Source organism: Ignavibacteria bacterium, from assembly GCA_017303675.1.
Taxonomy (GTDB): domain Bacteria; phylum Bacteroidota; class Ignavibacteria; order Tepidaquicellales; family OLB5; genus OLB5.
On the sequence record JAFLBX010000002.1, the window covers coordinates 1,308,180 to 1,322,559 of the forward strand.

The following is a 14,380-nucleotide window of genomic DNA, read 5'->3' on the forward strand; positions in this document are numbered from 1 at the left end:
TTGCTTTCTCCGGTGTATTTATTTATTTTTAACATTATCATCCAGAAACTTTATTATTTTAGGATATAGATCCAGCCTGTTTTTTTGCTTAGCTATCCCATGGCCTTCATCTTCATATATATGCAGTTCAGAGTATCCCCCGTTTTGCAGGATTGCTTCATGCATCTGTTCCGCTTCAGTTACAGGCACCCTGGGATCATTCCTTCCGTGAATTATCATTAACGGTGCTTTTATGTTTTTTACCTTTCCCAAAGGAGATATGCTTTCGAGAAATTCACTGTCTTTTTCAAGGCTGCCGTATTCACTTTCCCTGTTATTTCTGCGGTAATCACTTGTATTTTTAAGGAACGTCACAAAATTCGAAATGCCGACTATATCAATTCCGGCAGCAAAATAATGCGGGTACAAAGTTAAGCAGGCTAAAACCATATAACCTCCATAACTGCCGCCTGTAACTGCAATTTTTCCGGGATCAATATCCCCTCTGTTATTTAAGTATTCCACCAGCGATGCGATATCTCTAACTGAATTCTCCCGGTTCCTTACATTATCCAAAGCGGCAAATTTCTTACCGTAACCAGTGCTGCCTCTAACATTTGGTTCAATTACAACATATCCAGCATTAACATAATACTGGAAAACCGCTGAAAAGCCATAATTAGCCTGTCCCTCGGGTCCGCCATGAATAGAAATTATACATGGTAATTTTTTATTTTCTGAATTTAAAGGTTTATAAATAAATGCAGATATTTCAAGTCCATCAAATGATTTGTAAGTGATAAGTTCCGGTTCCACAAAAGTTTTAGGATCAATTCCCGCAAGCGAAGGATAAGTTATCTGGGCAACTTTGCCGGTATTTAATTCCCATTCATACAGTATGCTGGTATTTGCTGCAGAATTTATCCCGAGAATTAATTTAGTGTTATCACCTGAAAAATTCATAGCTGTAATGCTGGAGCTTTTTAATTCCGATGGTATCGTTACTTCCCTTTTTGTTTCAATATTATACAAGCTTATCCTGTCATATCCCCTGTCATTTATCATTATAAGCATCAATTTTCTGTCAGGCGAAAAATACAACCTGGATACATCACAGCTCTTATACTCCTTTAAGAATTCATATTCCTGATAGCTGATCTTTTCTGTTTTCAGGTCATATGTTCCAATTCTGAAAAAGTCACTTTTATCGTTAGAAATAAAGTAAAGAATGCCGCCCGTATGATCGAACGAAGCAGCGTAAAATTCAGCCGGATCTTTAAAATTATCATGAACTGATATCAGTTTTTCTTTGCCAGATGCAATATCCAGAAGAAACAGGTCATTATCATAAGTTGAATATGACCGGGAAAACACAAGTTTGTTGCCATCTGATGAAAGAACTGATGGGTAGTTTGAATGATCACTTGACCATATCATTTTCGATGAACCTGATTCCAATTGGTAAGTATAAATATCATAAAAATAAGGGGAACGTTTATTTGAAAAATAAGTAAAAAAACTGCCATCATCAGACCATCTTCCGAAACCGTTTAATACTTTCGGAGCTCCATCGGTAATCATCTTAATATCTGTACCTGCACCATTGGATAAAAAGAACTGGTCATATTCTGAACCGCCTTCATCTTTTTCAATCAGGATCAGGTCCTTTACGGGATTTGGCGAGTAACCGGTAATTCTGTCTTTAAAAAAAGTTACCTGGTTTGGCCATGCGCCCGGTGAAGTTACGAACCATAGCTGGTTAGTACCTGTAATATTCATATTAAAATAGATCCGGCTTCCGTCAAATGAATATTTCGGGGATACTGCTCCGCGAATACTGAGATACTGGTCAATGGTATATTGCTGGGAACTTAAAGGAAAAGAAAACAGGAAACAGAATACAGAAATCAGAATGTAACAGGTAATTTTCAAATCATATTAATTTAAATTCATAAATAATTTTATCCCGGCGGCCAGTTTAAGACCCTTCCTCCAAGCAAATGTGCGTGAATATGAAATACAGTTTGACCTGCAATTTCATTGCAGTTAAATACCAGCCGGTAACCTTCCAGATCATTACTTTTTGCAATTGCGGCTGCAGCTTCGATCAGCTTTCCGGATAAAGCGGAATTATTTACATTGATCTCATAAGGTGAGCTGATATGTTCTTTTGGTATGATAAGGATATGAACAGGGGCTTGCGGATTGATATCATTGAATGCAATCACATCCTCATTTTCATATATAATTGATGCAGGAATTTCCTTCCTGATGATTTTGCAAAACAGACAATTTTCCATATTTATTCAGCAGGTATGATATTAATTTAAAACTCAGGGTCCTTGTGGAGGGGTTTCCTGAGTCCCTGGATCAGTCGGAGCAGGATTTTCTTCATTTTTATTAGAAGGATCCTGTTCGTTAGTCTTTTCCTTATTGCCCTCTTCAAGCTCTTTTAATAGCTGCATCGGGTCGATATTATTGTTGTTTTCTGTCCCGTCTGATTTTTTTTCAGGTTCACTGGTATTATTAAGCTCACCCGGCGGCTGGTTTACAGGATCTTTCACTTCCTGCTGCTGCGTATTTGAGCCTGTTGTATCTGTTTTATTTACATTATTGAATGTTTCATACTCTTCAACTTTCTGCATTACCATAGCAGCAGCTTCAGAATTTGGTTTATCTTTAACCAGCATTGAATAAAAATAATATGCACTGTCATTACTGTTCAGAACATTTTCGCAAATCCAGCCTGCTCCTAAGTATGCTCGTTCAATATGAACGGATGCAGGAAATGTATTTATCAATGCTTTAAAATCATCAAGCGCGGCACGGAATTCCTTATTTACAAATTTTGATTCTGCAGCAGAATAAATTGAATCACCGGCATCATTACCTGTTTGATCGACCACAGAAAGATTTAATAGCTTTCTGCTAGAATTAGCAACAGCTGAAAGCGGGTAATTACTGATAATACTGTTCAATATTTCATCACTTTTAGCATATTGCTCCTGTTTTCTGTATAGCGCTGAAAGAGCAAATAAAACTTTAGCGCTGAAATCATAATCTTTTGATTCATCAAAAGCTTCCTTCAGGTAGAATTCGCAGGAATCTGCCCTGTTCAAATCATAAAGAAACAATTCCGCAAGCTCAAATTTTGCTGCAGAAATTTCTTTTTCCCTGACAGCAGAAGTATCTACGATCGTAAAAATTGAATCCCCGGTTGATAAAATACTGTCTGCTATATTGAACCCGGGTACACCGCCTGATTTTCCGTTATCACCTTCTTTGTTAGGCAGCTTATTAGGGTCATTGTTTTTATCAAAATCTTTAGTTGTCTTCTTTTTAAACTCATTATTGTATTCAGTATTTATCTTTTCACCGGCTATAACAGATCTCAGTTCAAAATATCTTTTATAAATATTGGCTTTATTTAAAGCTTCTTTATAAAAAGTACCTGTATTGCTTTGTTCGGTTGAAAAGCGGTAATACATAAATGCGTTGAAGTAATCATTTTTTGTTTCATAATAATTGCCAAGCTTATAGCTGGCATCAGCTGAAGGAATCGTTGCCGGGAAATTTTTAATAACATAATAATACTGTGTAATGGATAACTTCCCGTCTTTCTTTTCATCATAGTAAACACCTTTAAGGAAATTCACCTGCCCGAGGTTAGCGGGGATATCTTTGTATTTTATTTCCAGGTCTTCAATTATATCTGATGCTCCGCTGAAATTTCCGGAAGCGATCATATTTTTAGCTGTATTAAAGCGGGCAAGATATTCAAGATCATAAGAAGCATTATAATCCAATACTTTGTCAAACTCTTTTGCAGCAAGCTTTTGATCTGTTCTTGAAATAACAGATGCAACAAGGAACTGCATCTGCGCTTTGAACTCACTGTCATCTGAAAGCTCTATAGCTTTCTTGAAATTCTTTATAGAATTTTCATAATCCTTCTTATTCAGCTGGTATTCAGCCAACGACTGGTAACTTTCAGAAACTACGTGTTTATCTTTTGAGGTCTTTATCAGCGCATCCAGTCTTTCAAGAGCAGGTTTTTCATTCTCAAGCCTAATTTGTGTTTTTGCCAGGTAAAGCAGCGCTTCATCAAGATAGCGGCTTGATTTAAGCCTCGAGATGAATTCACTGAATTTTCGTTCAGCTTTTAAATAATCACCAAGGAAAAAGTATGATTTACCGATAAGCAGAACAGAACGGTCCATATACTCACTGCTTTTGTGATACTGAATTACCTTTGATGCTTTTTCGATTGCTATATTGAATTTATCAATTGACTCCTGTGATAACCTGGGCTTGGCAAAAATTGAATCCTGCCGTTCATTATAGTTTGCCAGTATTCGGGTTGCATAATCATCGTATGCATCGTTAAAGTTCTCGTTGGCATTAAAAAATGTATTAAAGTAAGTGCTGAAGTTCTCTATCCTGTTGCCGATAAACATAAATCCGGTAAAATCCTGGAATTCAGGGGTAAGAGTTATATCATAATTAGGCTCAGGGTCATCAATATTTTTATTGGGTTCTTCTTTGTATGTTTTATAATTGAAAGTTGAACAGGCTGAAATAGCCAAAAGAAGTAAAAAAACGGGTATTTTAAGAAAATTGGGGTTTTTCATCAGCTAAAATTAAGCTTTTATAATAGAAATTACAATGATTATTTGAATTTAAAACGTTATTTGGCTTAAATAAATTTCATAATATCATAAAATACTTGAAATTATTCTTTAATAAAATCAGTTACCTTAGTATAGATATTTAATGGTTGATTTTGCATATAATTAATAATATAATTCAGGATATTTCCAAAAAAATAACAAAAAATCACAAATGAAAAGCAAATCTATTTTATTGTTTTTAATTGTTTTTTCGTTTTGTATCAATGCCTATGGGCAAATTGATCCGAACGTTCCCTTTTCAGATAAAAAATTCAAAACGAATGTAATAATGCCTAAGGTATATCCTCTTGAGCCGTATGGCATTGATCTTATCACCATACCTGTTGGTGCATTTGATAACTACCAGGTATCTTCAAGTAATGGTTTTGCTGAAACAGACATTGCCGTAAATCCAAGAGATCCGTTAAACTTTGTTGCTACTGATAACAGAGTAACAGGTTTTGCAGGAACCCCGCTTATTTATTATACAACAGATGGTGGCGTAAGCTGGCTCAGTACTTCTATTTCTTCAAATCAGGGTGACCCTGTATTTGCAGCTGATAGTTTAGGCAACTTTTACTGCGCATTGCTTTCCAGCGGTATCAGACTTTTAAAATCTACCAACAAAGGTGTTAGCTGGACAAATTTAGGTAACATTGTAAATAATGCGAATGCAGATAAAGAATGGATTGCTGCAGACCAAACTGGCGGTCCGTACCAAAACCATGTTTACATGGCTTATGTGAATTTTTCAACCGGCGCAAGCGTAGATTTCCACCGTTCAACAAACAACGGCACTACATGGAGCTTTGTAGGCAACATGGGAACTGGTACACCTAACCCCGGACCCGATGTAGCAGTAGGACCGGGCGGAAGAGTTTACCTCGCATGGTATAATGGCGGTACTGTTGTTAAAGTATCAACAGATGGCGGCGCAACATTTGCAGCTAATGTTCAGGCATCAACCCACTCAACCCCGGGTACAATAGGACCAGGCGGAAGATATGTTTTAAAAACAAATATCCGCGTAAATGGAATGCCGCATATTGCTGTAGATATGTCATCAACTTCAAGAAGAGGTTACATATATAATGTTTATGCTACCAATCCTCCCGGACCCGATGCTGCAGATATATTCTGCACTCGCTCAACCGATGGAGGAGCAACTTGGAGCAATGCAAGCCCGGTAAGAGTAAATGATGATACAGGCTTTATGGATCAGTGGATGCCCGATGTGAGTGTTGACCTACAGGGCAGAGTTTGGGTTATGTGGTGGGATTCAAGAAATGATGACCCTACAAATAATCTCACAGAAACATGGGGCGCAGTTTCTACAGATGGCGGCTTAACATTCACCAATTTCAAGATCGGCAGCGCTTTTAATCCTGCGGTTATAAAAGTTAACCAGGGAGATCATTATTACTTAGGTGATTACCAGGGTATTGCAGGTAGGAATATTACTTTCCCGTTCTATACCGGACAGAACAATACATTACAGGATTTCACTGCTTACTTGCCTGATTTTGGTATTTCATTCAATAAATCAATCGATAGCATCAATGCCGGTTCAACTTCTGTTGTAAGAATGAGAAACCCGGTTATGGGTCCTTACTCAGGAACCGTTACATATACTACCAGCATTTCACCATCTCCATCACCCGGAACATTAACACCTACATTTTCACCGGGTAATGTAAGGAATTTTACCGGTGCTGCTGATTCAGTTCTTATCAACACAACATCAACTGCTAATGTACCGCTGGGACTTTATACAGTAACAGTTACCGGTACAGAATCCGGCGGACCCAGAACACACAACAGAACTTACCAGATAAGAGTAGGTAACTTTGTAGGTATACAGCAGAATGGCTCAGAAGTTCCGCAGGTTTATTCATTGCAGCAGAACTATCCGAATCCGTTCAACCCTGTAACAAATATAAAATTCAGCCTGCCAAAAGGCTCATTTGTTACACTTAAAGTGTATGATTTGCTCGGCAAAGAAGTTGCTTCGCTTGTGAACAACCTCAATCTTGCAGCCGGAAATTATACTTATGATTTCAATGCTGTTAATATCCCGAGCGGAATTTACTTCTATAAATTATCAGCAGGTGAATTTTCAGATGTGAAGAAAATGACACTGATAAAGTAATACTTATATTTTTAGCTTTTAAAGGGCGCTCAAATGAGCGCCTTTTTTTGTACAGTCCCGCTGGGACGTCTCAGTTTAACGACTCCTGAAAGGCTTCGGCTACAACGGCAAAAAGAATGCTTTGCAACGAGAACTGCAATCTTCCCTTTTTCACTGAACAATTATAATTATATTTGAAGAACCACACATATAAAATATACTGATATGAAATCAATACTTACTGTTTTCGTTATCTTTTTATCCCTGCTAAATTCAATTGATATAAATTCACAGGATTTTAATCTCTTCAACCCCTCAAACGAATTATATTTATTTTCTGCATATGATGAAGGCTCAAATGCTTTCCGTTACAATCCCGCAGTATTGGGACTGGGACACCGGCTGAATTTTACCATTAATGCTTTAAATCACCAGGCATCATTCAACGGATTGAATGAGCTTGATATTTCCATTAACGCTGGTTTTCTTGGGCTTGCATTCCGCAGATATACAGACAACAAAGATTTCACAACAAATTATGATTCTGATCTTTTTGGTAATCTGATTGAATATTCAGGTTTTGGCAGATTAAGCAGATATACTATCAGTACTTATTCAATGGGATTTGGATTTGGGAATAAATCATTATCAGCAGGTATTTTGCTTGAATTTCTTCACAGAAGCGGATTCGTTTCACCTGCAAATGTAAATTCAGGTTTCCCATCTTTTCGCGGGGGATTGGGAATTCTTTACAGGCCTAATCCACATTTATCATTTTCCTTTGTATATAATAGTGATGACGCGATGACAATAATGCATCACACTACAGATAAATTTACACTTGGCACAGCTATAAGGCCTTTAAAAAACGATCGTTTGACATTAATGACTGATTTTTCTGCATTCAGGTATGGATCAAACTTTACTAAATACAACAAACTTAAAGCCGGGGCAGAACTAAAGATAGCCGATGGTTTATATCTGAATGTAAATTACACACGCAACCGGGAAGAAATTCGAAATGAATTTATTGGAGGCGGAATAAGAGTTGACTTCCCAAACGGCAGCTTCAGGTATAATCATATTTTTAATAATAGCAGAGAAAAATTAATTTATTATGATAACCTTTTTCCTGAATACAGTGTTTATAATAATTCCGTAGGAAATAATTTCTCTTTCATAGGCTCACAATTCTCGTTATCATACAACATTGAACGCAGGAAAAGTTTAATACCTGAGAAGAAAAAAATAGTTGAAATAACACTCTCCGGTTCACTGCAGGATTACAACACAGAAGATGTTTTCTTCGGGCTTCTTGGCAAAGGTAAACGCAGTATCCACGAGGTAATTGGTGATATTGATTATGCTGCCGCCGATCCCAGCGTAAAAGGGATGATACTTAAAATGTACCCCCTGGCATCAGGCAGGTTTGAAATAAACGCGGCAATAGAAGAGCTGACTGCATCTATGTCACGTTTCCGCTCAAAGAATAAGACAATCACTGTATATTTTCCTCAGGATGTTGGCCCCGGTGGCTATTATATTTCAACTTTTGCCGATGATATAGTTATGCCCGCCGAAGCTATCTTCTTTTACGGGCTCAGTATTAATGTCTTCAACTATAACAGCTTCCTTGAAAAATACGGAATAGACCTTCAGACATTTCATGCAGGAAAGTACAAGCTCACCTTCCAGGGCTTGCTGGATTCAACAACAGAAGAAGGCAAAGAAGTAATTAACCGTGTACTGGATATTGTTTACGAAAAAATGCTTTCCAGAATTGTTACAGGCCGAAACCTGACACTTGATGATTACATGATTGAAAAGCTCTCACAGCCATTGACCGGCAGCGAAGCATACAGGCTGGGGCTTGTTGATAAGCTTGGGTGGTATGAAGATGCGAAAGAAATTGCAGCGGATAATTCACGAACCAATAATGTGGTGAGATCTTTTAACAGGAGTGAATGGGATAACAGCTGGGGTGAACCGCCGCAAATAGCCGTTATCGGAGTGTACGCCAGCATTACAACAGGTGAAAGCGAGCCTCCCCCGCCGGTTTCACTGCCAATTCCGTTCGTAGGCGGAGGAAGATCGACCGGCAGTGAAACAGTAGTTAAGCAGCTTGAAGATGCCTTTGCAAATCCGAAAGTTAAGGCTATTGTGTTAAGGGTTGATTCAGGCGGCGGTTCAGCTTTGGGTTCCGCTGAAATTAATGCAGCAATTATAAGACTGAAGAAAAAATATAAGAAACCGTTCATAGTTTCCATGGGCGGCGCAGCGGCTTCCGGTGGATATTACGTATCAGCCAGCGCTGATAAAATTTTCTCTGATGAGCTCACTATTACAGGAAGTATTGGAGTGTTTACTGCACGACCAAATCTCGACAGCCTTTTAAAAGGACAAAATATAAAAGTTGAGAATTTTAAGCGCGGCGAAAATTCAGATATAGGTTCTTTTTATAAAGAGCTTGATGAAAAAGAGATCGAAATAATTCAGGGTATTATTGACTATTATTATGACCGTTTCACCGAAGCAGTTGCTGAAGGCAGAAAAATGACGCGTGAAGAAGCGGAAGAAGTTGCCCAGGGAAGGGTTTGGCTTGGTACTGATGCGTTCAACAAAAAGCTTGTGGATGAAATCGGCGGTCTGTATGAAGCTGTTAAATATGCAAAGAATAAATCAGGTATTTCAGGTAAGTATAAGATCGTTTATTATTCCGTTCCCGGAGGGAATAAAATCAATGAAATCATGACATCTTCTGTTATTGGATATTTCCAGTCACATTTAATAGATATGCTGGGAATTGATGAATCTAACAGCGATGGGCTTGAAATAAAGTATTAATTGAAAGTAATTTTTGCGGGGAGAATTTACGAAGCAAATTCGAAGCGGCGATCTAAATTGTGGAAGTAATGCAATTTACATAAATTGAAAGTTTATGGTCTGGATTCTTCATCGCTTCGCTCCTCAGAATGACAAACCTTTGCGAGGAAAAACTGCGTAGCAGTTTTGACGCGGCAATCTTATTTGTGGTAATGTGGGGATAGACGTATGAGGAAAGTTTATAGTCTGGATTCTTCGTCGCTTCGCTCCTCAGAATGACTAAACTTTTCCCACGGAACTTTCACGCCATTATAGGGGTATAAATCAATAATAATTAATTTGTCATGTAAATATGAAAAACCTGGTATTTTTTGCCTCATTATTATTGATTACCGCAGTAATATATGCACAATCTCCCTACCGTAATATAAAAATTACAGATGAAAATTCACCAAGCGAAGTTACTATATCTTTTAATCCGGTAAATCCAATGAACCTGGTAGCGGCAGCTAATATTGAATCTTACTTCTACAGCTTTGATGGCGGTCTCACATGGCAAATAAGAAAGCTTGAATCTACATTCGGTGTTTATGGTGACCCGTGCATAATTGCTGATGTGCGCGGCAATTTTTATTATTTCCATCTTTCCAATTCATATTCAGAAGGCGGTAAGTGGCTCGATAGAATTATTTGCCAGAAATCAGAAGACGGCGGCATATCATGGTCTAACGGAACATATATGGGAGCAAATCCGCCCCACCTGCAGGATAAAGAATGGGGAGCGGTTGACCAGACCTTTTCACCTTTCAGAAATAACATTTACTGCGCATGGACACAATGCGGGCAGCATAAATACAGCGAAGAAGGCACTGCATTAAATCCGCTTGACAGCGCCTCAAATATTATTTTCAGCTATTCAACTGATGGCGGTGAAACATGGGCAGAAAGAAAAAGGATAAACGAGCTATCAGGGGCAGAATGCTCCGATGCGGGAGCCACTACACTTGGTGTTGTGCCGTGTGTTGGACTCAATGGTGAAGTTTATCTTACCTGGTGCTCGCCTTACGGACTAATGCTTGACCGTTCTACAGACGGAGGTATAACTTTCTGGGAAAAAGATGTTAAGGTAGCTGATCTTCCCGGTACTTTCAGGTTTAAGGTGCCCGGTGTTTACCGTACCTTCGGCTTTCCTTCAATGGTTTGTGATATGAGCAACGGCAGCAACCGCGGAACTTTATATATTAGCTGGAGCGATCAGAAAAACGGGTATGAAAATACAGATGTATGGATAAGCAGCTCAACCAATGAAGGCATAACATGGGCTCCCCCGGTAAAAGTAAATGATGATACAGAGGCAAAACACCAGTTTTTTAACTGGATGACAATTGACCAGGTAACGGGCATTATTTATATTGTGTTTTATGACAGAAGGAATTACGATGATGATATGACTGATGTTTACCTGGCATCATCAAGTGATGGCGGAAAGACTTTTTTGAACGAAAGGATAAGTGATTCACCTTTCTACCCTCTGGCTGAAACATTTATGGGTGATTATACAAATGTAATTGCAGTAAACGGAATGGTAAGACCCATCTGGACACGGCTTGACAGCAACAAGCTAAGTATATATACAGCAATAATTGATAAATAGGTTGCAATTTTTTACAGGCATTCGTTCGTTTTTTCATATTACGTGATATCATTTTGCGGGGAGAAATTGCGGAGCAATTTCGACGTGGCAATCTTATCATTGCTGCAGCTTTACTATCACCTATAAATACAGGTTTTTTTGAGTTTTAAATTTCCATATAAATTCGTTTTCATTATCCCTTTAAAATCATAACTAAATTGAGTATTTTACGATATAATCATTAAATATCACAAATGAAAACTACTATTGCTGTAATTTTATTATTCATTACCTCATCCATATACTCTCAGTCATCCTATACCAATATCCAGATAAGCGGAAACGGAGGCCCTAATGAACCTTCGATATGCGTAAATCCGAAAAATACCAATCAAATTGTAGCAGGCGCAAATACAGATAAAGTTTACCGCTCTTCAGATGGCGGGTTAACATGGACAAGCAGCATACTATCAGGTACATATACTGTGTGGGGAGACCCCTGCATTATTACCGATACACTTGGAAATTTTTATTACTTCCACTTGGTTAACGGCGCAAGCTTTATTGACAGAATGGGTGTAAATAAATCAACTAATGCTGGTGCAACATGGAATGCCGGTACATACTGGCAGTTCAATGGAAAGCAGCAGGATAAAGAATGGGCTATCACAGACTGGACCCACGGCCCGCGCGGAAACTGGATGTATGTTGCGTGGACTGAGTTCGATGATTACGGAGTATCAAATCCTGCGGATAGTTCAAGAATATTGTTTGCCCGTTCAACTGATCAGGGGGCAACTTTCACCGGTATTAAAAGGCTTAGCCGCTACGGCGGCAACTGTGTTGATGAAGATTATACCACGGAAGGTTCAGTTCCGGCAGTGGGACCTAACGGTGAAGTATATGTTGCATGGTCCGGTCCCCTAGGCGTTAACAACTTTAAAATATTTTTTGATAGATCAACCGATGGTGGTTCAACATGGCTTGAAAACGATATAGTTGCAGGCACTCAGCGCGGCGGCTGGGATTATGTTGTAGCCGGAATTTACAGATCAAACGGCCTCCCGATAACTTTATGCGATATCAGCAACTCGCCTTACCGCGGAACAATTTATGTTAATTATACAGATAGCGCAGGTCCCGCTGACCACGATGTTATGCTTATCAAATCAACAGATGGCGGCAATACATGGAGCTCACCGATAAGAATAAACGATGACCCGGCCGGAAAAGAACAGTTCTTCACATGGATGACAATTGACCAGGTTACAGGTCATTTATATTGTGTGTTTTATGACAGGAGAAACTATTCAAACACACAAACAGATGTTTATATGGCACGCTCAACAAACGGCGGTGTTACATGGGTGAACGAAAGATTAAGCTCTTCACCTTTCACACCGGCATCCAATATTTTCTTCGGTGATTATACCAACATATCAGCGCATAACGGAGTTGTAAGGCCTATATGGATCAGGCTGGTATCAGGTACTTTAAGCGTTTGGACAGCAATCATTAACTTCCCGGTTGGAGTTGAACCCATTTCCACTGAAATTCCTTCAGCATTCGCATTGAAGCAGAATTATCCCAATCCTTTCAACCCTGTTACGAGAATTGATTTTGACGTTCCCGCAACCGGCGGAAATGATTCACGTGATATTACAATAAAAATTTATGATGTGAACGGAAAAGAAGCTGCTGTTATTGTGAATGGCAAGCTTTCACCGGGTTCATATAAATATGAATGGGATGCTTCATCTTATCCCAGTGGTGTATATTTTTACCAGCTTTCATCAGGCAGTTACACAGAAACCAAAAAAATGATTCTAACCAAATAAAACCAAATGATAAAAGAATTAATTTTGATCTTTTTGATCGTGCCCTCAGTTGTTTTAGCGCAGTTTAAGAATATTAAAGTTAATTCAATAAGCAACAGTCCCAACGAGGTTTCAATAGCAATAAATCCAAGGCACCCCAATAACATTATTGCGGGTGCCAACCTGAACAATTATTATTATTCATTTGACCGCGGCAGTACATGGGTAAACAAGGAAATTGCCGATGGCAAGAACGGTGTTTGGGGTGACCCGGTACTTATATTTGATGTAAACGGTTCGGCTTATTTTTTTCATCTTTCCAGGCCTTCAAACTCCCAGTGGATAGACAGGATTGTATGCCAGCGCTCTACAGATGGCGGGATGACATATGAAAATCCCGGGACATATATGGGGCTTAATCCCCCGAAAAAGCAGGATAAACCATGGGCATGCGTTGATTTTACTGACAGTAAATGGAAAAATAATATTTACGTAACATGGACACAGTTCGATGCATATGACAGCCATAACCCGGAAGATAAATCAAATATTCATTTTTCCTTCAGCTCTGATGCAGGCTCTACATGGAGCGAAGCATTAAGAATAAATAAAATTTCAGGTGATTGTGTAGATTCATCTAATACCACAGAAGGTGCCGTTCCGTGCATCGGACCAAATGGTGAAATATTTGTAAGCTGGTCTGCGCATGATAAGCTTTATTTTGACCGCTCAACCGATGGCGGTGCAACGTGGCTTGAGGATGATATAATTGCGGGCAGCCAGTACGGCGGATGGGTATATGATATTGAAGGAATTTTCAGATGCAACGGTTTGCCAATTACCCAGTGTGATATCAGCAGTTCGCCTTATAAAGGCACCATTTATATTAACTATTCTGACAGGCGAAACGGCGAAAACGACGTGGATGTTTTTTTGGTTAGATCAACTGACGGCGGAAATACATGGAGTGATGCCCTCAGAATAAATGATGACCCAGTTGGGAACGGCAAACAGCAGTTCATGAGCTGGATGAATGTTGACCCCTTAACCGGGGCCGTAAATATAATATATTATGACAGGCGTGACCATGATGACTGGAATACTGATGTATATCTTGCACGCTCAACAGATGGCGGTGTGACATTTGAGAATAAAAAGATATCTGAAGAACCGTTCGTACCCGTAAAATCAGTTTTCTTTGGAGATTATATAGGGGTAAGCTCTTATAACAATTACACAGCCTGTATCTGGCAAAGGCTGGATAAAGGAAAACTCAGCATAATATATGCTGGGAATCAATTTTAACTATTAGTATTTACATTTAACACTT

Annotated in this window: 8 protein-coding genes; 5 read left to right on the forward strand and 3 right to left on the reverse strand. The window is 38.8% G+C overall.

All coding sequences use genetic code 11. The annotated features are described in order from the left end of the window. Nucleotides 1-18 precede the first annotated feature (18 nt). Genes J0M37_15225 through J0M37_15235 form a run of 3 tightly spaced genes read right to left on the reverse strand, consistent with a single transcriptional unit; the run spans nucleotide 19 to nucleotide 4,610 of the window. On the reverse strand, nucleotides 19-1,911 hold the full coding sequence (locus tag J0M37_15225; protein ID MBN8586441.1) for a S9 family peptidase: 1,893 nt from the start codon (nucleotides 1,909-1,911) through the stop codon (nucleotides 19-21). A 29-nt stretch (nucleotides 1,912-1,940) separates the two neighbouring features. Then, on the reverse strand, nucleotides 1,941-2,279 hold the full coding sequence (locus J0M37_15230; GenBank protein MBN8586442.1) for a histidine triad nucleotide-binding protein: 339 nt from the start codon (nucleotides 2,277-2,279) through the stop codon (nucleotides 1,941-1,943). A 33-nt stretch (nucleotides 2,280-2,312) separates the two neighbouring features. Next, on the reverse strand, nucleotides 2,313-4,610 hold the full coding sequence (locus tag J0M37_15235; GenBank protein MBN8586443.1) for a tetratricopeptide repeat protein: 2,298 nt from the start codon (nucleotides 4,608-4,610) through the stop codon (nucleotides 2,313-2,315). A gap of 211 nt (nucleotides 4,611-4,821) precedes the next feature. Here J0M37_15235 and J0M37_15240 point away from each other — a divergent pair, with 211 nt between their 5' ends. From J0M37_15240 to J0M37_15260, 5 genes are all read left to right on the forward strand, one after another. Continuing rightward, on the forward strand, nucleotides 4,822-6,798 hold the full coding sequence (locus tag J0M37_15240) for a T9SS type A sorting domain-containing protein (GenBank protein MBN8586444.1): 1,977 nt from the start codon (nucleotides 4,822-4,824) through the stop codon (nucleotides 6,796-6,798). A 204-nt stretch (nucleotides 6,799-7,002) separates the two neighbouring features. Then, nucleotides 7,003-9,621: a signal peptide peptidase SppA gene (gene sppA, locus J0M37_15245; protein ID MBN8586445.1), complete on the forward strand. Its 2,619-nt coding sequence runs from the start codon at nucleotides 7,003-7,005 to the stop codon at nucleotides 9,619-9,621. A gap of 331 nt (nucleotides 9,622-9,952) precedes the next feature. Further along, nucleotides 9,953-11,254: an exo-alpha-sialidase gene (locus J0M37_15250; GenBank protein MBN8586446.1), complete on the forward strand. Its 1,302-nt coding sequence runs from the start codon at nucleotides 9,953-9,955 to the stop codon at nucleotides 11,252-11,254. Nucleotides 11,255-11,487: 233 nt separating this feature from the next. Beyond that, nucleotides 11,488-13,071: a T9SS type A sorting domain-containing protein gene (locus tag J0M37_15255; GenBank protein ID MBN8586447.1), complete on the forward strand. Its 1,584-nt coding sequence runs from the start codon at nucleotides 11,488-11,490 to the stop codon at nucleotides 13,069-13,071. Between the two features lie 6 nt (nucleotides 13,072-13,077). Continuing rightward, nucleotides 13,078-14,355: an exo-alpha-sialidase gene (locus J0M37_15260; protein ID MBN8586448.1), complete on the forward strand. Its 1,278-nt coding sequence runs from the start codon at nucleotides 13,078-13,080 to the stop codon at nucleotides 14,353-14,355. The last annotated feature ends 25 nt before the right edge of the window (nucleotides 14,356-14,380 follow it).

Bases quoted from the DNA above. Each gene is read 5' to 3' on its own strand.
- J0M37_15235 (MBN8586443.1), bottom strand. From the start codon at position 4,610: ATGAAAAACCCCAATTTTCTTAAAATACCCGTTTTTTTACTTCTTTTG.
- J0M37_15240 (MBN8586444.1), top strand. From the start codon at position 4,822: ATGAAAAGCAAATCTATTTTATTGTTTTTAATTGTTTTTTCGTTTTGT.
- J0M37_15260 (MBN8586448.1), top strand. From the start codon at position 13,078: ATGATAAAAGAATTAATTTTGATCTTTTTGATCGTGCCCTCAGTTGTT.
- J0M37_15255 (MBN8586447.1), top strand. From the start codon at position 11,488: ATGAAAACTACTATTGCTGTAATTTTATTATTCATTACCTCATCCATA.
- sppA (MBN8586445.1), top strand. From the start codon at position 7,003: ATGAAATCAATACTTACTGTTTTCGTTATCTTTTTATCCCTGCTAAAT.
- J0M37_15230 (MBN8586442.1), bottom strand. From the start codon at position 2,279: ATGGAAAATTGTCTGTTTTGCAAAATCATCAGGAAGGAAATTCCTGCA.
- J0M37_15250 (MBN8586446.1), top strand. From the start codon at position 9,953: ATGAAAAACCTGGTATTTTTTGCCTCATTATTATTGATTACCGCAGTA.